This is a genomic window from Winogradskyella costae (assembly GCF_013403865.1).
Classification (GTDB): domain Bacteria; phylum Bacteroidota; class Bacteroidia; order Flavobacteriales; family Flavobacteriaceae; genus Winogradskyella; species Winogradskyella costae.
The window spans coordinates 247,125-267,927 of the sequence record NZ_JABFDK010000003.1 but is presented as its reverse complement, the minus strand read 5'-3'; the positions used below and the strand labels follow the sequence as shown (position 1 = coordinate 267,927).

The window sequence follows — 20,803 nt, the reverse complement described above, 5'->3', positions numbered from 1 at the left end:
AATGTGTTATTATAAAGTGCAAATTTAGGAGTTCTAGGATATTAACTTATGAGATATATCATGTTTTGGAATAGTTTTGATTTAAAATCAACTTAATTTTTCAAGATTTGAAGTACTAATGAAATACAATTGATACGGAAATACAATTGATTAAATCGTTCTGAAACCTATATAATATTTTGATATTGTGGCTGCAAAGAACTCACTTTGAATAATAATTGTAATGTGGCTGATAATTAAATCTTAAAATAAATGCAATAAAGTATTGCAGGTTTAAAAAATGGCATCATCTTTGTTTTTTAATAAATTATATAAATTACATTACAATGAGTAAAGGAACAGTAAAGTTTTTCAATGATGCCAAAGGATTTGGATTTATCACTGAAGAAGGAGTTGACAAAGATCATTTTGTACACATTTCTGGATTAATTGACGAAATTCGTGAAGGCGATGAAGTTGAATTTGATCTTGAAGACGGTAAGAAAGGATTAAACGCAGTAAACGTAAAAGTTATCTAATACATATACTTCAAAGTTTAATAGAAAAGCCCATCAGTTATGATGGGCTTTTTTTATGGTATTATTTAGTTATTAAAAGTAACTAATCTTTAATTCTGATGGGCTTTAATTGTATTAACCCAACCGCATCTAATATTTTTATAATAACATATGTTAGATCTATTTCGTACCATTTAACACCAAAATTAGCTCTGCTAGCATATTTATGATGATTGTTGTGATAACCTTCGCCCATCATTAAAAAATCAAATCGAAATAAATTCTTACTCGTATTCTTCATTTTAAAATTTACATAACCATAAATATGACCAAACCAATTAATAATGACTCCATGAATTGGTGCCATTAAGAAGGTGATTGGTAATAATAACCATTGCCACCAAGCTGTTGCAAAAAGAGCAAAGAATAAAATATAAAGAGAAATCCAAAGTAATCTCGAAAAACGAGAGCTCGCAAAACTATCAAAAGCTTTCCACTGCGGTACATTTTTAGTAAAACGTGCATCTACTTCAATACGTTGCTTATTAATATCTTGATAGATTGTTTTAGTTTTCCACATCATTGCAAATACGTTTGCATCGTACGACGGTGAATGCGGATCCTTTTCTGTATCAGTGTAGGCGTGGTGCATTCTGTGCATTATACCATAGCCATAAGCACTTAAATAACTAGATCCCTGAAAGATCCAAGTTAAAATAAAGGTGATACGTTCCATAGTTTTAGACATTGTAAACACTTGGTGTGCTGCATAACGATGCAAAAAGAAGGATTGAAAAAACAAACCTCCGTACCAAAGTATTAAAACAAAAAGAATTATAGTCATAGTTATTTTTTTACAAAGATAATGACACAATACGTGCCAAACAATGAATCTAAATCAATAAAATAGATTTAATTTTTGGAAGACAGATGCTAACTTAATGGTTTTTAAATAGATAACTAAACACGTTTTCTAATTCTACTTAAAGCCTGTGCAGTAACACCAATGTAAGAACTGATATACTTAAGCGGAATGATTTTTAGTAGCTCTGGTCGTTCCTTAAATAATTTTAAATACCGTTCTTCAGCAGTTAAGTTCAATAGGTTTTGTTCGCGACTCGATTTTAATAAAAATAAGCGTTCTGCTGTTAATCTTCCTACCAAATTTCCGATTTGTGTGTTCTTATAAACTTCTTGTAAATCAGAATACGTCATACGTAACAAAGTCGTTTCTGTAAGTGCTTGTAATTGATAAGCTGAAGGCGTTTGTGTTAAAAATGAATCATAAGCACTAACAAACTGATCTTTAAAACTAAAACCAAAGGTGATTTCTTTATTTGGATTTTCCTTAGGAATAAATAAACGGACGACACCAGACTCAATAAAAGAAATATGATTCTCAATCTCATTTACCTGTAAGAAAATAGCCTTCTTTTTTATGACATGCCGTTGTAATTTGGACGTAAAAAAGTCCCAATCCACTTGAGATATTGCAGCCAGTTGCTCTAAGTATGCTTTTATTTGTTCCAAGTTATGTGAGACTAGTTATTGAGCTGGTAAAGATATAAATTCATATAATGTTTAAAATGAAAATTAAGAAGAAAACAACTATATATTAAGACTTTCTTACAAAATCTATTATTTATACTATTTTTGTAACTAATTAAGGAAAGTGATTATAATAATATGATATTACTTTTGAAACCTATAAATAAAATTTAAGACAGAACGATGATTAGAAATTTCATAAATAAATTATTTAATCTTAACAAAGAAAGCGAGACAAAGGAAGGTGTCGTTAAATTTTTTAATGCTAAAAAAGGATTTGGATTTATAACAATTAACGATTCTAAAGAAGAGATCTTTGTTCATACGACTAATGTTGTTGGTAAAATACGAGAAAAAAACAAAGTTACTTTTAATATAGAGAAAGGTAAGAAAGGTTTAGTAGCTACTAATGTGCGTGTCATAAAATAATTATGACTTAATTATATTCTTCATAACCATCTTAATTGATGGTTTTTTTGTTACACAATTATTAGAATGTTTTTCATTTTAAACTCTTAATAAAAATTATTAAGGGTTTATGGTGCTTGCGCGCTATTTCGGTTGGTTTAATTTTAATTTTGTAACGTCTTTATTTATTCCATTACCAAGAACGGTATTCTTACCTTTGCAAAAATATTTTTTTTATGTCCAAACGTTTTTCCGATTTAGGAATTAATGAACAGCTACAAAAAGGGTTAGCTGATTTACAAATTTCAATTCCAACAGATATTCAATTAAAAACGATTCCTGTGGTATTGCAACAAACTGATGATGTGGTTGCTTTGGCCAAAACAGGAACCGGAAAAACAGTGGCTTTCGGACTTCCATTAATACAACTTATCAATACAGATACTTCAAGTATTCAGGCTGTAATCTTAGCTCCAACAAGAGAGTTAGGTCAGCAGATTAGTACTAACTTAGAGTCATTCGCAAAGTATATTCCCGAAATTTCTATAGCTACCGTCTGTGGGGGAGTGCCGATAAAACCGCAAATAGAGCGTTTGCAAAGTCGTACCCACATCGTGGTGGCAACTCCTGGTCGTTTAGCCGATTTAGTAAAACGAAATGCAGTAGACATCTCAAACATCGCTTATTTCATTTTAGATGAAGCCGATGAAATGGTTAGTGCCTTAAAAGATGGATTAGACGCTATTATTAAAGAAATTCCGAAAAAAAGACGTACATTATTGTATACAGCGACGATGCCTGGAACCATAAAACAATTGGTTCAGAATTACATGTCTAAACATGTTGTGCATATTGAAGCCGATATGGCAACTGTTGGGCATCAAGGTATCGATCATCAGTTTGTAGTAGTAGAACCGATAGAAAAATTAGATGTTTTACTACATTTCTTAAATTCAAAAATAGGACAACGTGGTATTATTTTCTGTAAAACGAAAGCCGCCGTTAATAAATTAGCTAAGAATTTAGCGATTAATAAATTCTCTTCAGGTGCTATTCATGGTAGTTTATCGCAAGGTATACGCGATCGTATTATGGGACAATTTAGAGAAGGTCATATAGATATTTTAGTGGCCACGGATTTAGCGTCTCGTGGATTAGATATTAAGGGTGTGGAATATGTAATTAATTATCATTTACCAGATACTTACGATGCCTATGTCCATAGAAGTGGTAGAACTGCCCGAGCAGGGGCAAAGGGTTTAGCGTTAACTATTTTACAGCAAGAAGAAGTTATTGATATAGCTGATTTTGAAAATGAATTAGGCATTTCCTTTAAGGAGTACAAAAAAGCAGATTCACAAAGCATAGAAGAAAACAAAGCTTTATTATGGGCTAAGAAAATATTTAAGACCAAACCTAATCGTACTATTTCAGAGCAGTTAAGAAAAGACGTTAGAACCGTATTTCATCATTTAACAAAAGAAGAGTTAATTGAAAAAGTATTAGCGAATCAGTTGGCACAAACCACTTTTGGAATTCAGAAATCAGAGGATTCTAAACCTAAGAAAAAGAAAAAATAATTATGGCGAATAATATTAAAGCACAACAAGATATTCTTGAGAAATTAAACATTTACGAGCTTAATGCAATGCAAGAGTCTGCTTTATCTTCAATTGAAGCTAACGAGAAAACAATATTATTATCACCAACAGGCACAGGGAAGACACTAGCTTTTTTATTGCCGCTTTTAGAAACCTTAGATCCTGAATGTGAAGACGTACAAGCTCTAATTATAGTACCTTCTAGAGAATTAGCCATTCAAATTGAAACGGTTGTTCGTAATATGGGATCGGGCTATAAGGCTAATGCTATTTATGGAGGTCGCGCTATTTCAAAAGATAAAATAGAATTGAAACATACACCTGCCATCTTAATTGGAACACCAGGACGTTTAGCCGATCATTTTGAGCAAGCCCGTTTTACCACCAAATTCATTAAAACTTTAGTTATTGATGAGTTCGATATTTCTATTGAAGTAGGAGCAGGTGGAGAAATGAAAAACATAATGAGTTATTTGGCCAACGTCAATAAGCGTATTTTAACCTCTGCCACTGAAGGAGCATCGATTCCTAAATATTTAAAGATGGACGGAGCTAAGACCTTAAATTTTTTATCTGAAAGGCCTAGTTCTAAGCTAGAAGTAAAAACTGTCATTTCACCTTCAGTTAACAAACATAATACTTTAATAGATTTATTGCACCATGTGGGCAATGTTCCAGGAATTGTCTTTTGTAATAAAAAAGAACGTCTAGAAGATTTAAGTCGTTTTTTAGAGAAAAAGAATATTTTGCATACTTGTTTTTACAGTGGTATGGAGCAACATGATCGCGAACGTGCGTTAATAAAATTGCGAAATGGAAGTGTATCGGTACTTGTGGCGAGCGATTTAGCAGCTCGCGGTATTGATATTCCAGAAATGAATTATATTATTCATTATGAAATGCCCGAGGCTGTTCAAGAATATACGCATCGAAATGGTAGAACTGCCAGAGTAAATTCTAAAGGAACAGCGTATTTAATAAAAGGAGAACGTGAAGTGTTTCCTGATTTTGTAGGGAAATCTCAAATCATTCGCGTTAATACTGCTAAAGACATTAAACCTCCATTTTGGACAACTTTATTTATTTCTGGTGGTCGAAAAGATAAAATATCTAAAGGTGATATTGCAGGGCTTTTTTTTAAACAAGGAAACATTTCTAAAGATCAGCTCGGTGTTATAGAATTGAAACAAGATTGTGCTTTTGTTGGCGTACCTGTTAGTATAGCTGGTGATTTAGTTGATAAATTAAATAATTCACGTTTAAAGAAAAAGAAAGTTCGCGTTACTATTATCTAAGATTTAACTAAAGGACCTAAAACCTCCCATACCGTATTAGCGACTATTTTATGACCTTCAACCGTTGGATGAATTCCGTCATTCTGGTTGAGGGCCTTAATACCTCCAACATCCTTCAAAATAAAAGGAACAAACTCTAAGTCATTTTTCTCTGCTAAATCTGAAAAAATTTGTCTGAATCCCGTGGTGTAATCTTGTCCCATATTTGGCGGCAACTGCATACCAGCAAGGACAATAGTTGTTTTAGGGCTTTTCTTCTTTACGATGTCTATAATGTCTTGTAGATTTGCTCTCGTTTCTGATAGGGGTACTCCACGTAAGCCATCATTCGCACCTAATTCTAATAAAAAGATATCAATGTTCTGATTTAAAATCCAATCGATTCGTCCTTTACCTCCTGCTGAAGTTTCTCCACTTAAGCCTGAGTTGATCACGGTATAATTTAAGTCTAACGCGTCTATTTTTTGTTGTAGAATATTAGGAAAGGCATCATCGGTATCGTCTAATCCGTAGCCAGCTGTAATACTGTCTCCAAAGCATAGAATAGTTTTTCTATTGGTTTCAGTTGTTACAGTTTCTTCTGTTGGTGTCTCAGACTGGGTTTCTGTTGTATTCTCTGATTTGTTGTTACCACAGCCCACCAATAAAAAGGCTGCTATAAAATAACAAAACTTTAAGAGTTTAGAAGCCATAGATATTGGCGAAATTAAAAGCAAATGAGTATTTTGAGCCTTCGACATAAATGGTCTTATAAATTAAAATTAGTATGCCAAATATATTAAAGATTAGTGGTCTAGAAAAGACATATTCTAGCGGTAACAAACAATTAACAGTCTTACAAAACATTTCGTTTGCAGTAGAAACAGGACAAACTTTTTCTATTGTTGGACCATCGGGAAGTGGAAAAACGACCTTATTAGGCTTATGTGCAGGTTTAGATGAGCCTAACTCTGGTAGTATTGAACTTTGTGGACAAGACTTAAAGGACCTAAATGAAGACCAACGCGCACAACTACGAAATAAGAATGTAGGTTTTATATTTCAGAATTTTCAGCTATTACCAACCCTTACCGCTCTTGAGAATGTCAGTGTGCCTTTAGAACTTCAAGGTCATAAAGACGCTGTTAAAAAGAGTTTAGAGCTACTGGAGAAAGTCGGTTTAGGAGATCGTGTGCATCATTATCCGTCACAGTTATCTGGTGGAGAGCAACAACGTGTGGCTTTAGCGAGAGCTTTTGCTAACACACCTTCCATTTTATTTGCTGATGAACCAACGGGGAATTTAGATGAAGAAACAGGAGAAAAAGTCATTCAACTCTTATTTGAGCTGAATAAAGAAGCCGGAACGACTTTGGTGATTATTACACACGATTTGGATTTAGCCAACCGAACGCAACAAATATTAAGACTTAAGGGTGGCCGAATTTTAACCAACGAACGTACTGCAGTGCTGTAAATATTCCACAAAATATGAATCAAAATACAACCTGGCTTTTTAAAATGGCTTGGAGAGATGCCAAAGCGAGTAGAGTACGTTTATTGCTATTTATGGCCTCTATAATTTTAGGTATTGCGGCTGTAGTATCTATACAATTATTTAGCTCTAATCTTAAAGACAATATAAAGCTTCAATCTAAAGCCTTAATGGGCGCCGATTATACCATTGATACAAAGCAAGAACCTACAGAACGCGCACAAGCCATTATAGATTCCTTACAACCCGATGCTAAGGAAATTAACTTTGTATCTATGATTGCTTTTCCTAAGAATGGAGGCACCAAATTAGTTAAAGTGCGAGGGTTGGATGGCGACTTTCCTTTTTACGGAACTATAGACACCCAACCTGTTTCTGCATCAAATACTTACCAAAACTTAAATGGAGCATTAGTTGATGCAACTTTAATGCTTCAGTTTGATGTAAAAGAAGGGGATTCTATTAAAGTAGGCGCCTTAACACTTCCTGTTTTAGGAGCTTTAAAAGCGATTCCGGGGAGCACTGCTATTTCTACATCTGTGGCGCCTCCAATTATAATTCCTTATGCATTAATGGAAGACACAGGACTCTTACAATTTGGTAGCCGTAAAGAGTATCAGTTTTTCTATAAGACAGCTGAAAATTTTAACTTAGAAGCGTTTGAAAAAATTATAAATCCACAATTAAAAACGGAAGATGCCGATTTAGATACGCATACTAGCACGAGTGAACGTTTGGGAAGACGTTATGATAATGTAGGTAAATTTCTTAATTTGGCTGCTTTTATTGCCTTACTATTAGGGTGTATTGGGATTGCAAGCTCGGTTCATATTTATATTAAAGAAAAACTAAAAGCCATTGCAGTTTTAAAATGTATGGGAGCTTCTCGCTTGCAAAGTTTTCTCATTTTTCTGATTCAAATTGCAGGTATCGGTATTGTTGGTGGTTTAATTGGATCACTGATTGGTGTTGGAGTTCAGGAATTATTTCCGTATTTATTAAAGGATTTCTTACCCTTTTCTGTTGAAATTTCCATCTCGCTACAACCGATACTTATTGGTGTCTTTCTTGGCTTATTTATGTCTGTTTTATTCGCGTTATTACCATTGCTTAGAACATGGTACGTTTCGCCGCTAGATGTTTTGCGTGTAGATGAAAACGGAGCGCAAGAACCACTTAAAGTTCGAGTAGCAGTGATAGGAGCCGTGTTGTTATTTCTGTTTTTATTTTCGTTTTGGTTGTTGAATGACGCCGTTTATGCCTTAGGTTTTATGTTGGCTACATTAGTCGCTTTTGCTGTTTTAACAGGCGTTGCTTTACTGTTCATTAAAGGCATAAAAACCTATTTTCCGAAGCGATGGGGTTTTACAGCACGACAAAGTTTATTGAACCTATTTAGACCTAACAATCAAACCGTTGTTTTGGTGGTCGCTATTGGTTTAGGCACCTGTTTAATTAGTACGTTATATTTTACGAAAGACATTTTGTTAGCCAAAACAGAAGTAGCTCAGAGTGATGACAATGCCAATATTATCATTTTAGATGTACAAACGGATCAGCAAGACGCCATAGAACAACGTATAAAAGCAAAAGGTTTACCTATTGTAAATAGCATCCCTATTGTTACGATGCGCATTCATAAAATAAAGGGACGATTGGCCAATGAATTGCGCCAAGATACTACCAAACAAATGCGTAATTGGATCCTTAATCACGAATTTAGAAATACATATCGTGATGAAATGATTGAATCCGAAGAACTTTTAGAGGGAGAATGGACCACACATACGACTCCTGATGCCCCTATACTTGTTTCTGTTGCAGACAACCTTGTAGAGGATGGTATTAATATTGGTGATGCCATTACATTTAATGTTCAAGGTGTACTTATGGAAACTAAGGTTGGTAGTATACGGAAAGTAGATTGGCGACAATTGCAACCTAACTTTAATTTTGTGTTTCCAGTAGGCGCTTTAGAGCAAGCACCACAATTTCGTGTGATTTCTACGTATGCTGAAGACGACAATACTTCTGCGGCATTGCAGCGTGATTTGGTAGCAGAATTCCCAAATGTTTCTATAATAGATTTACGACAGGTTTACACCATTATCGAGGACATCTTAGATAAAGTGTCTTGGGTCATTAATTTTATGGCCTTCTTTAGTATTATTACAGGGATAATTGTGTTGATAGGCTCTGTTCGGACTAGTAAATACCAACGTATTAAAGAAAGTGTACTCTTACGAACCCTTGGTGCTAAAAATGCGCAGATTCTAAAAATTTCAGCTTTAGAATATTTGTTTTTAGGCTTATTAGGTAGTTTGGTTGGGATTTTATTAGCCTTAGTGAGTAGTCTTTGTTTGGCACTTTTATTATTTAAAGAACCTTTTACACCGTCATTGATTCCGTTTTTAGTGTTTTTACCAGGTATTACTCTGTTGGTTTTAGGAATTGGTTTGAGTAATATACGATCTGTGTTACAAAGTTCTCCTTTGGCTGTGCTGCGGAAAGAAGCCTAATGCCATTTTAACCATAATCTGTAAGCTCAACGTAGCCCTTTTTATTTGATGTAAGAATTTTCAATAGCAAACCCGCTTATGACCCGCTTATGACCCGCTTAAGATACGCTTATGACCCGAGTGTGCGTATCATATCTTTTTTTTAAGGGTTGGCTCCAATAAAAGATCTCTTATAGGTTCTTAAAAAATAAGTATCTTTAGACCGATCCAACCTATTGATAATTAATGCTTAAGTATTATACGTCATTCTTATGTATTGTCGCGGTAACAATTCTCCCATTGTGGACTCAAAGTACTGCGCTTACTACTGAAACCTATTTTAGGCAGTACGAACAGATTAGTGATTCTATGGCGTCTGTTTTCCCTGAGAATGATATTAAAACGTACCGACGTGTTTCCTTTTCTGATGCTGAAATGCAATGGTATTTGTCATTACATTTTAAGCGTTTAGATGTCTTAAAGCATATTGAAGGACATACAAAATTTGTTTTAGACAGTTATTTGCATTCGGGAAATTGGTTTAGGGAAGTTGGCTTTCCGAAGGAATCTATAAAATCTTATCTCGATTTTTTTGCATATTACGAAGCACATGAACATCTATTAACTTTCGATGAACGCGATAAGTTTAAGGAAATGCGCAGTTATGCTGGAAGTATACTTGCTGAAAACTATGCTAAATTAGGCTTGTTAGATAATGCTACTAGTCGGCATAAAATCAATATGGCATTTTCTAAGAACCTAAATTATATCTATCATCCGTCTTCTATAAATAACTATGGGCTCTTTTTTTATTGGCACAAAAAGGACCTCGATTCTGCCATGTATTATTTTGAGAGTGCTTATGCACTTACACAAGCTAAATTCCCCAAACATACTTTAAATGGAAGTATACGCGATAATATTGCTGATATTTATATGGAACAGCAGGCGTATGACAAAGCTCATCCTTTATATGCGCAGAATTTTAAGTTTTATAAAACGGCTATTAATGAAGAAACGTTAACCAAAGATATACCACGATTAATTAGTGCGGGCACCCAACTCATAACAGCTAACACGCATTTAAATCGGTTAGAAGCTGCCCAACACATTTTTAACGATTTAGAATCTGTTGTAAAATTAGACGAGACAACTCATAATTTATCCACAAGCTCTAAATTAGAGTTTTTAAGTGCAAAAGAGTTGTTATTACGTACTCAGAATAATATTTCGGAAGCCTATATCACTGCAAAACAAATAGCGCATGTATCTGATAGTCTTCAAGCCCTTTCCAATTATGCCGACAAAAAGTGGCAGGAAGAATTGAATGATATTACCATAGATAAAATTGAATTAAATTTTAAAATAGACCGTATTCAAAAAGAGAATATGATTAAAAATCAGCGCGCTAAGCTTTGGTTTATTGGGCTTTTGTCGTCTATTTTTATTATTATTTTAGTGGCACTTATTATCAGTAGAAGACAACATCTTATCAATGCTAAGAACAAGCAATTACTTGCGGAACAGCAGCTTGAAAATTCGGCATTAAAAGTAGAGCAACTTAATTCTGAAATACAATCTAAAGAACGCGATCTGTCTGATTTTGCGATTAAACTGACGCAAGATCAAGATTGGGCCAAAGAACTCGCTGAACAATTAGAGGTAATTAAGCAAGCCAACTCCCAAGAGCGTCCAAAATTGATTAATGACCTCGATGTAGCGATTTCAAATAAAATAAGCGTTGATAGTGATACTCAAGAATTTTTTGAACGTTTAGATAAATTAAGTGATGCGTTTTATAGTCAACTCATGAAGCGTTATCCTAATTTGAGTAAAAACGAGATTAGACTTTGCTCGTTAATTCGTTTAAAAATTGAAAGTCGACGTATCGCTACCCTACAAAATATAACATTGGCCTCTTTAAATACTAGTCGTTATCGCTTAAGAAAAAAATTAAACCTCTCCGAAGACACCGATTTGGATTTCTTTATTCAAAGTATATAAATCGCTGTTTATTAATGTTTTGAGCATCTCTTTATGAGAGTGTCTATTAAATGTCTATCGCTTGTACATCAGTGGTCTATATCGATTTTTCGGTAATAAACGTCTTAGATTATACTTTAGCAGTGTTCTACTTAAACCACGTATTTCTGTAGAAAAAAGCTTAAACCATTTTAATTACATCAGTATAACTCTAAAACCGTATCACTCATGAAAACATGTCTATTTGGTCTACTATTTTTAGGACTCACCACCCTTGGCTCTGCACAAAATGAATTAGCAATGGAAACGTCTCAATTTGGTGATGACAAATTCGCACCGCGCACGATTGCTATTCAGAATGAAAACTACTTAAACTTAGAACTAGAAGCCGCACAACCTTTGGCTCTTAGTATTAGGAAATTACAAAAAACAGCAGCAAATTTTGATGTCACCAAAGATCCTGTGTACAGCAAAAATAAAGCGATTACTTATACGGTTAATTTTCAGTCTAAGGACAATCATATAACTGCAATTTATGATACTAAAGGTATTATTCTGAGTTCGGAAGAATATTATGAGGATGTGAGAATCCCATTAACACTTGGCCGTCAATTAGCAAAAGATTATCCAGGATGGGCGTTTAAGAATAGCAAATGTAATGTTCGTTATGATCATCATAGCGGATCGGAAATCACTTATACTATCAATTTAAAAATGGAGAATAAGCAAAAATCTATTTCCCTAACCATTTAGTATTTTATATTTATTTTTCTAAATAGAAAACAGCACGTATAGTGCTGTTTTCTTCATTTAATAGTTAGTCGTAGTATATTCTTAATACCTCATTTTATATGTTTAGAATGTAGGGGCGTAAGATTTTTTGAATATCAACACTGTTTTTCTGCGGAATGAGAAAGGCATTCAAGTCATCCATATGATTAATCTGTGAATCTTTATCTACAAATCCATAGCCCAGATAATCTCCATCTTTAATCATAACGAAGGCCTCTTCATTCGGATTTCTACCTTTTTCTCTCAATATAAAATCTTCCTTCTGATTAGACATATCATGTATGGCTTCAAGAACTCTATTGTTATAAGCTTCAACAGATTCTTCGTTTCTACACACGCCTTTACAGTTTTTAATGCTGTAATGTGAACATTCGGCAACGGCTTCCTGTAAATGACAATATTTAGGACACAGATTATGTTTAGCGCATATCTTTTCCATATAAGACCGTACATCTCTCACATTAAAAAAGGTAATTATAGGATTTGGGGTTAACCGTCCTTTGTTACTCGCTAAGTGCAAAATGCCGCTTCGATCTTCATAAGAAAAAATTGCAACGGTTTGAATGGTTCGCTTTGCCACTTTATTATACATTGGAAAGTGGTGCTTAATAGCTGCATCTTCCATAAGGAGTGCTATTAATTCGCTACCAGAACTTTCAAAATCAATATCGCGCGTTTCTCTCACCATATCTTGTGCCTTTTTTGTTTTACTATAAAAATGGCTGAGCACTCTTTTTTTGATGTTAATAGCTTTGCCTACATAAATAACAACTCCCTTTTTATCCTTAAAGTAATATATACCTGCGGTATCTGGCAAAGCTTCAAACGTTTCTTTAGGTAGGTTAGGAGGTAAGGTCGCTTCTTTAGAATTCTTGTTTAAAAATTCTTTAAAAACATCTGAAGCTTCGGGTTGTTGTAATAGCAATTCAAATAGAATGGTTGTGGCTTCTGCATCGCCTCTGGCTCTGTGTCTGCCTACCAAATTAATTTCTAAAGCGCTGCATAGCTTCCCGAGACTGTAAGACCGATGTCCTGGTAATAAGCGACGCGATAAACGGACAGTACAAAGTTTCTTTCTAGTGAACTCTAAACCGATTCTGCTAAATTCTCCACTAATGACTTTATAATCGAAATTAACGTTGTGCGCCACAAATATGGCACCTTCTGTAATGTTTAGAATGTCTTGTGCTACTTCTGCAAATCGCGGAGCCTCAGCAACCATATGATCATCGATTCCGGTGAGTGCGGTAATGTGTTGAGGGATGTAAGTTTCCGGATTTATTAATGATGTAAACTCATCTATTACGGTATCTCCGTTAAATTTAAAAATTGAAATCTCAGTCATGCGATTGCTCTGTCCTGTGGTTTCAACATCAATAATGGTGTAAATCATTTATGAGGTGTTCTTTTTTAATTGTTAATACAGTAGGTTTTACATTTGAATACCGAAAGGTAATCACTTTTGTTGTTAATTAGAAATTGAAGACTTGCCACTATTTCTAAAATCCTTATACTTGCATAGTTGTGTTATAAGTCAACCACAAAATTAGCCCCAAAATGATTAAAAGACTTCTTTTTATTCTATTCATTTCGATGACGTTTAATGCCTTTTCTGCAGATATTTATGTAGATCAATCTGCCCCTAGTGGAGGAGATGGAATAAGTTGGGCAACGGCATTCAACACTATTCAAAACGCTGTTGATGCTGCGGCCGCAAATGATGTTATATTTATTGCAGAAGGAACTTATAAACCTCAGAACACCATTAATATTGGAATTCCGTTAGCCATTAAAGGAGGTTATCCTCAAGGAGGAGGTGTCCAGAATATTCCAGCTTATATTGCTCAAATTGAAGCAGATTTTGATTCTTCTAATTTATTATACCGCATTTTTAATATTAATGTTAATGCAGATACGTCAATTGAAGGACTTCGCTTTTATAACGTGCGATCAGCGATAGAGACAAAATCTAGTCTAACTTTAGATCAGGTTCAATTTTATGGCTCTACAACCAGCGATATAAGTAGTAATGGTTCTTTTAATACTATCGCTATTTTTAATAGCCTGTTTTCTAATTGTGCGGGTACTAGTCTCTCCATTAATAGTACTACGATAGATACGGTAACCCTATCTAATACTATTTTTCAGAATGGTACGAATAGAGCGTTTTCTATAAATGATACGGTCAGCAACTTTTTTATGACCGATTGTACCCTGAAAAATTACTCTTCAACTACCACGCTTGGAAGTTCAAGAAGTCCATATACAGCTTTTACAAATATTACTGTTATTAATAACAGCGCTGATATATTTTCCTTTACAGATAATATTACTGACATAACTAATATGGTCGCTGTCAATAATTTTGAATCTCGGATAATTTATCATTCGAAATCAATATTAAATATTTATGACTCAAAATTTACGGATAATTATGGAGCGCAATCCTCATGTATTAGATCATCAAATTCAGATTTACTAAATGTTGAAAATAGTATCTTTACTAACAATTCGTCTACAGGTGGAGGTGTGGCTGTTTTAAATAGTAACAGAACTAATACTAGTCTGAGTAACTCAAAATTTAATAATAACTATAGTGAAGGCAGTTTTAATAACGCTGTAATGGATATTACGGGTAATGAAGACTATGATATCTTAATAAACATAGATAGTTGCGAGTTTAAGGATAATATTTCTGAAGGTAATGCAGCTTTAGAAATAGAGTATTACGTTGATCTTATCTTAAACAATTGTTTGTTTGAAAATAATGGAAATAATGCTAGTGAAGACTTAGATTTATGGTATTTAGACAGTGCTTTAATTACCAATAATACGTTTTTAAATAACACGAGTAATGAAGCTGTTATCAATATTGGCTACATGTATGTTAATGGTGCTGTTATTGAAAATAACCTATTTAGAAACAATAATGGTAAAGATATTAACGCCGATAGAGTACAAGATTATACATCCTCAAATAATCACTTTTATGGGGATCATATATTAGTAGAGATTGATAGATCTGCAGCTGCAACATTACATAATGATTATTTTGAGGGGAATATCACCAATTCAGAATTTATATTGATAGATCGATCAGAGGTCACTATAAGTAATTCCACGTTTATATCTAAATTACCTACTGGTACACATACCGTAATAGATATGAATAGTGATTCTTCACTGAACCTTCTAAACACTACTATTAGTGCCGCAAATTATGAAGATACCAATGTAAGCGTAGATTTTGATAATGATTTACCTTCTTGGGTTCGCAATTCTATTATTTGGTCTGGTGACAATCTTGCGCAAAGTGGATTCTCTGGAAACACATCAAATTTAACTATTGATAACTCCTTAATTAAAGGAGAAAACCCTACAGGTATAGGAAATTTAGACGGTACAGTTATTAATAACAGACCTCGTTTTGTAAATCCAACACAATTAGATTTTAGAGCATTAGTATGTTCTCCTACCGTAAATGCCGGTGATAACAGCTTTAATAGCGAGACTATGGATATTTTAAATAATCCAAGAGTATTTGACACAACTATAGATATGGGGTCTTATGAGCTTCAAGATTTTACAAGCTCAGTTTGTAATACACCAGAGGTGCCATTGTGTACGTCGCTGACATTACCCATTAATGACGCCACTAATGTTGGTATAAATACCGACTTAAGTTGGGCGGAGGTTTCTGATGCTGTTGGTTATACACTTCGTGTTGGTACAGCACCTGGAACTTGGGATATTTTTGACCAAGTATTGGGTAGTGCTACCCATTTTAATTTAGCAAATGACTTACCTGCTGATTCACAAATATATGTTGAGATCGTTCCCTATAACGGCATAGGACCTGCGCAAAGTTGCACGACTTATAGTTTTACAACCGTTTCTGAAACAACACTTTTGCCAACGGCATGTACCAATCTCACTGCACCAATTGACGGCTCTATAACTGTTGCTGTAGATGCTGATATTAGTTGGAATGCAGATCCAAACGCAGAAGGTTACCGATTGAGCATAGGAATAACATCTGGAGGTAATGACATACTTCTAAATTTTGATGTTGGAAACGCTACGACTTACGATTTCCCTGCCGATTATCTTGAAAACACTACATACTTCGTCACCATAACTCCTTATAATTCTTTAGGAAATGCAATGGGTTGTGTTGAAGAAAGTTTTACTACAGAAACGATTCTAGATACTCCAGAATGTACCATTTTATCTTCTCCTTTAAACGGAGCAATTGATGTTTCAACTTCAACAGATATCTCATGGGATTCCGTTTCAAACGCAGATGGTTATTTAATTTCACTTGGAACAACATCTGGTAGTACTGATATTTTAATAGAAACAGACGTTACGGATTCGACTTTTGATTTACCAAGCGATTTACAAGAGGGTACCGAAATTTTCGTTACAATAATACCATATAATTCCGCAGGTAATGCTATTGGTTGTAATGAAGAAAGCTTTATGACAGAATCGCTTATTTCAGTTCTTGAATGTACACAATTAGTATCGCCATTAGAAAACGAAACCAATGTTTCAATCGACACAGCTATCACTTGGAATGCTGTAGTTAATGCTACAGGTTATTTCTTAAATGTTGGTACCGATTCTGGGGTTTGGGATCTACTAGATAGTTTTGATGTCGGAAACACAACAACTTATGATTTGCCTAACGATCTTCCTGCAGGATCAGAAATCTTTGTATTAATCACACCATATGATGGCATAAACACATCATTAAGTTGTAATGAAACTAGTTTTGGTACTGAAAGCATTCCTATCGTTCCAAATTGTACAACGTTAAGCTTACCATTAGATGGTGCTATTGACGTTTCAATAACGACCGATTTCTTTTGGAATGCTGCACCAAACGCGACAGGATATAGAATACATATTGCTGACAATTTTAATTTTTATGGAGAGTTTGACGTAGGCAACAATTTATCATATGATTTATCATTCGACTTACCAGAAAACGAATTAATCTATGTTAGACTAATTCCATACAATGACGCAGGAGATGCTATCGGCGGCTGTACCTCAGAATCATTTACCACCGGAATGATTGAAGATGCTCCCAATTGTACCTCATTAATATCTCCTTTACATTTAGAAACCAATGTTTTGGTAACAACTGATTTTACTTGGAATGCCGTTTCAAATGCCGATGGGTTTTTAATTACAGTTGGTACGACTTCTGGAGGTGATGAGATTTTAATCGAAACGGACATAACCAATACCACTTACAATTTACCTAATGATTTACCAGAGGGTACAGAAATATTTGTTACGATCATTCCTTATAATTCAACAGGAAATGCCATAGGTTGTGTGGAAGAACGCTTTATAACGGAAACCATTTTAACAATTCCTGAATGTACAACGTTAACGATGCCTTTAGAAGGAGAGACCAACGTTTCGGTGTCTACCAATTTTTCTTGGAATGCTGTTGACAATGTGAGTGGTTACTTAATTAACATCGGAGATGATGATAACTTTTATGGTGAATATGATGCCGGTAATGCGCTTACATACGATTTACCATACGATTTACCACTAGAAAACACATTGGTTCATGTTAGAATTATACCTTATGACGCAGATGGTAACGAAAATCATTCGTGTGCGTATGAATCATTTACCACTGGGACCATACCAACAATTCCAGAATGTACGGCATTGACATTTCCACTAGATGGCGCTACAGATATTTCTTTATCAACGGAAATAACATGGGAAGCCGTAGATAATGTAACAGGTTATTTTATTTCAATCGGCACAAGCTTAGGAAATGCCGATTTACTAGATAATTTTGATGTTGGGACGAGTACAACTTACCTTCCGACTATAGATTTTACACAAGGTTCGACCGTTTATGTTCTAATTTCACCTTATAACGCCAACGGTGTCGCTTTCGGATGTGCAGAAGATAGCTTTACATTTAGAAACAGTTATCCTCCGGACTGTGCTTATATGACATTTCCTTCTCCAGGCGCTATTGAGGTCCCTATTGATATTGCTGCAATATCATGGAATCCACCTGAACCTAATACCTACAGTGTTACGGGCTATTATTTAAGCATTGGGTTGAGTCCAAATGGCGGCGAAATTTTAGATGCTGTTAACGTTGGTAACAACACTAGTTATAATTTATTAGATCCTTTACCAGAAAATACTGAAATCTATGTTACTGTAGTTCCATTTAATAATGATGGCATAGCCACAGGATGTGCATCCGAAAGTTTTAATACTGAAACGGTGACTGTGATTCCACAAGAGGATACTACAAAATATGGTTTTTCTCCAGATGGTAATGGTATAAATGATTTTTGGAAAATTGATGGCATTCAAAATTATCCTAATAATGAAGTTATGATTTATAATCGTTGGGGTGATCTCGTTTTCAGCATAAAAGGTTACGATAATAATTCAAAAGTGTTTAGAGGCGATGCCAACAAAAACACCAAAATGGGAGCAGGCAAGTTACCTTCAGGGACCTATTTTTTCAATATTCATATCGATGGTAATCACCATTTAAAAAAGACACAAGGCTTTGTGGTTCTAAAACGTTAACATGATGACATTAAGAAACCCATACAATCACTCAGTGTTAGCTGTTTTAATCGGACTACTAACCTCTGGCACTTTATTTGGACAGCAAACTGCGTCGTTTCCAGAGTATAATTTTAATCCTTTCATCGTAAATGCAGCTTATGCGGGGTTGTCACCTACCACAGAAGCTACAATTGCTAATACAGGATTTAGTTCTTTTGATGGAGCGCCAAAATCCTTTAGCTTAAGTTTTCATTCCCCATTACAAGATGGTAAAATGGGACTGGGTGCTGCTATCATAAGGGATGAGATTGGAGTTACGCGCTCCACAAGCACATTTATAGCATATTCTTATAAACTATTTTTCGATATTAAAAATGATCGTCCTTATTGGCAGAATTATCAACCAAGCTCATTGTCTTTTGGAATAACAGCAGGGTTACAACAGTATCAAGATAATTTATTAGATCTTAATATTATGGATGATATTCAGTTCGATAAAAATATTGATGCTACAATTCCAACAGTTGGTGCCGGATTTCTATTTAATCATTCCCAGTTTTATGTGGGGCTATCTGCACCCAATCTTATAGGGACACGTTTGGCTTCTGATGACGCTGTAGACTTAAATTCTCCTGTTTATGGTTATTTAGGCTATCGTTTTTTTAACAATCGTTTTGAGAATTATATGCTCAAACCGAGCGTTTTTGTAAAGCATGAAAAAGGTGCGCCATTGATAGCCGATTTTAATATGTCTGTTAGCCATAGAAACCAATTTGAACTTGGCGCAGGCTATAGAACGAACTCATCGTTTAATGTTTTAGCAGGTATCTATTTATTTGAAACGTTCCGTGTTATTTACCATTACAATATGGCTACTAACAATTCTCCCTTAGGAAACACGCATGGTTTGGTGTTGAGTTTTAGACTCCAACAAGGCTATAAGACGCGTTGAACTCATTATCTTCATAACGCGCTTTTAATTGAATTAACATCTTAATGCATTGCGTTAATAGGTGCTTTATATTTCCTGTAAATTTACAGTAGTAGATCACAGTGATTTACTTTCATAACTTAAAAATATAGAAATTATGTCTAAACCATGGCAAGATAAAGCAAAAGGCAATTGGAATATTGCAAAAGGAAAATTGAAACAAAAGTGGGGAGAACTTACTGACGATGATTTGGATTACCAAGAAGGTAAAGAAGATGAAATTGTTGGCCGAATTCAGAAACGAACCGGAGAAACAAAAGAGAACGTCAATGGCTTCTTAAATGATTTAAAGTTTTAAGACTTCCTCATTTTAAAATAACAGAAAATCCTGATCAACTCAGGATTTTCTGCGTTTTAAACCACACCCGTTCACGTGTTTCCATGCTTCTCTAAAAAGATGAAGCCATTTATTTTAATCCGACTTGCTATTATGACGACGATAATTGAATATCAATGCATTTGGTATTCTTTAACATAAGCTTAACCTCAAATTAGTGTTTTTCCGTAAGTAAAACACTATATTATGAATAGCGTGTAGTGCTCTACCTAAGTACTGATGCTCTTCACCAAACCCCAAACCTATGATACCCCAATTCAAGTTAAATTACAATAAAAATTCATCACTATTTTAGTATGGCTTTGAATTTAATATCTCCGACTCCATTACGTAAAATTTAATCATTTTAAAACAAATAGGATCATGAGAATTCAATTTAATACAACTCAACTTACATTTAATCAAACGATTCATATTACAGAAAAAGACGTGACTTATTTTACAGGTCTAATTACGTCTAGATTAGAGCATTATATATACAATATCATCCTAATAAAAGTTCATCTATCATATGTATTCAATACTGTAAACAGATTGAAAAGCATTCGTTGTGTATTCATCGCTAATCTTGAAGGCAAAAATCAACAACCGGTTCGATTTGAGGCTTGTAATGATAACATCGTACTTGCTATATTATATGGAATAGATCAACTGAAGCTTTCATTAATTCGATATAAAAAAGCGGGAGAGGATGGGTTACAACACGAAGAACGTATTTTTAATATTCGAAAACGACTGAAGCAAGTCGCCTTACCAACATAAAACAATCTATTGTATGGGGACGACTGAAACTAGCTATTTAAATA

Annotated in this window: 16 protein-coding genes; 12 read left to right on the top strand and 4 right to left on the bottom strand. The window is 34.4% G+C overall.

Annotated elements, in window-relative coordinates:
- The first annotated feature begins 326 nt into the window (after positions 1-326).
- The gene (locus HM986_RS09970; RefSeq protein WP_020897234.1) at positions 327-518 is read left to right on the top strand and encodes a cold-shock protein; all 192 of its coding nucleotides are present in this window, start codon (positions 327-329) and stop codon (positions 516-518) included.
- Between the two features lie 82 nt (positions 519-600).
- On the opposite strand, the gene HM986_RS09965 is transcribed toward HM986_RS09970, so the two are convergent.
- Both HM986_RS09965 and HM986_RS09960 read right to left on the bottom strand, forming a co-directional pair.
- On the bottom strand, positions 601-1,341 hold the full coding sequence (locus tag HM986_RS09965) for an acyl-CoA desaturase (protein ID WP_179334940.1): 741 nt from the start codon (positions 1,339-1,341) through the stop codon (positions 601-603).
- A 116-nt stretch (positions 1,342-1,457) separates the two neighbouring features.
- Positions 1,458-2,027, bottom strand: coding sequence for a Crp/Fnr family transcriptional regulator (locus HM986_RS09960; protein ID WP_179334939.1), 570 nt, complete (start codon positions 2,025-2,027; stop codon positions 1,458-1,460).
- Positions 2,028-2,228: 201 nt separating this feature from the next.
- Between HM986_RS09960 and HM986_RS09955 the strand changes: the two genes are divergently transcribed.
- From HM986_RS09955 to HM986_RS09945, 3 genes are all read left to right on the top strand, one after another.
- Entirely contained in the window at positions 2,229-2,474 is a 246-nt protein-coding gene (locus HM986_RS09955) for a cold-shock protein (protein WP_179334938.1), read from the top strand.
- A gap of 215 nt (positions 2,475-2,689) precedes the next feature.
- The gene (locus HM986_RS09950) at positions 2,690-4,033 is read left to right on the top strand and encodes a DEAD/DEAH box helicase (protein ID WP_179334937.1); all 1,344 of its coding nucleotides are present in this window, start codon (positions 2,690-2,692) and stop codon (positions 4,031-4,033) included.
- A 2-nt stretch (positions 4,034-4,035) separates the two neighbouring features.
- The gene (locus HM986_RS09945) at positions 4,036-5,349 is read left to right on the top strand and encodes a DEAD/DEAH box helicase (RefSeq protein ID WP_179334936.1); all 1,314 of its coding nucleotides are present in this window, start codon (positions 4,036-4,038) and stop codon (positions 5,347-5,349) included.
- Here the strand turns inward: HM986_RS09945 and HM986_RS09940 are convergent.
- Positions 5,346-6,089, bottom strand: coding sequence for an arylesterase (locus tag HM986_RS09940; protein ID WP_179334935.1), 744 nt, complete (start codon positions 6,087-6,089; stop codon positions 5,346-5,348). The two genes, HM986_RS09945 and HM986_RS09940, sit on opposite strands and share 4 nt — an antisense overlap.
- Positions 6,090-6,115: 26 nt before the next feature.
- On the opposite strand from HM986_RS09940, the gene HM986_RS09935 reads away from it, so the two are divergent.
- The 4 genes from HM986_RS09935 to HM986_RS09920 all read left to right on the top strand — a co-directional run bounded on the left by HM986_RS09935 (position 6,116) and on the right by HM986_RS09920 (position 12,057).
- Positions 6,116-6,805 carry an ABC transporter ATP-binding protein gene (locus HM986_RS09935; protein WP_179334934.1) on the top strand — a complete coding sequence of 230 codons (690 nt, stop codon included), beginning with the start codon at positions 6,116-6,118 and terminating at the stop codon, positions 6,803-6,805.
- A 44-nt stretch (positions 6,806-6,849) separates the two neighbouring features.
- Positions 6,850-9,342: an ABC transporter permease gene (locus HM986_RS09930; RefSeq protein WP_179334993.1), complete on the top strand. Its 2,493-nt coding sequence runs from the start codon at positions 6,850-6,852 to the stop codon at positions 9,340-9,342.
- A gap of 225 nt (positions 9,343-9,567) precedes the next feature.
- The gene (locus HM986_RS09925) at positions 9,568-11,325 is read left to right on the top strand and encodes a helix-turn-helix transcriptional regulator (RefSeq protein WP_179334933.1); all 1,758 of its coding nucleotides are present in this window, start codon (positions 9,568-9,570) and stop codon (positions 11,323-11,325) included.
- A 207-nt stretch (positions 11,326-11,532) separates the two neighbouring features.
- Positions 11,533-12,057 carry a hypothetical protein gene (locus HM986_RS09920; protein ID WP_179334932.1) on the top strand — a complete coding sequence of 175 codons (525 nt, stop codon included), beginning with the start codon at positions 11,533-11,535 and terminating at the stop codon, positions 12,055-12,057.
- A 94-nt stretch (positions 12,058-12,151) separates the two neighbouring features.
- On the opposite strand, the gene HM986_RS09915 is transcribed toward HM986_RS09920, so the two are convergent.
- Entirely contained in the window at positions 12,152-13,489 is a 1,338-nt protein-coding gene (locus tag HM986_RS09915; RefSeq protein ID WP_179334931.1) for an exonuclease domain-containing protein, read from the bottom strand.
- Positions 13,490-13,653: 164 nt separating this feature from the next.
- On the opposite strand from HM986_RS09915, the gene HM986_RS09910 reads away from it, so the two are divergent.
- From HM986_RS09910 to HM986_RS09895, 4 genes are all read left to right on the top strand, one after another.
- Positions 13,654-18,687, top strand: coding sequence for a T9SS type B sorting domain-containing protein (locus tag HM986_RS09910; protein ID WP_179334930.1), 5,034 nt, complete (start codon positions 13,654-13,656; stop codon positions 18,685-18,687).
- A gap of 1 nt (position 18,688) precedes the next feature.
- Positions 18,689-19,621, top strand: coding sequence for a PorP/SprF family type IX secretion system membrane protein (locus tag HM986_RS09905; protein WP_246288492.1), 933 nt, complete (start codon positions 18,689-18,691; stop codon positions 19,619-19,621).
- 136 nt (positions 19,622-19,757) lie between these two features.
- Positions 19,758-19,958, top strand: a complete 201-nt coding sequence (locus HM986_RS09900) for a CsbD family protein (protein ID WP_179334929.1) — start codon at positions 19,758-19,760, stop codon at positions 19,956-19,958.
- A 402-nt stretch (positions 19,959-20,360) separates the two neighbouring features.
- Entirely contained in the window at positions 20,361-20,759 is a 399-nt protein-coding gene (locus tag HM986_RS09895) for a hypothetical protein (protein WP_179334928.1), read from the top strand.
- Positions 20,760-20,803: the final 44 nt, after the last annotated feature.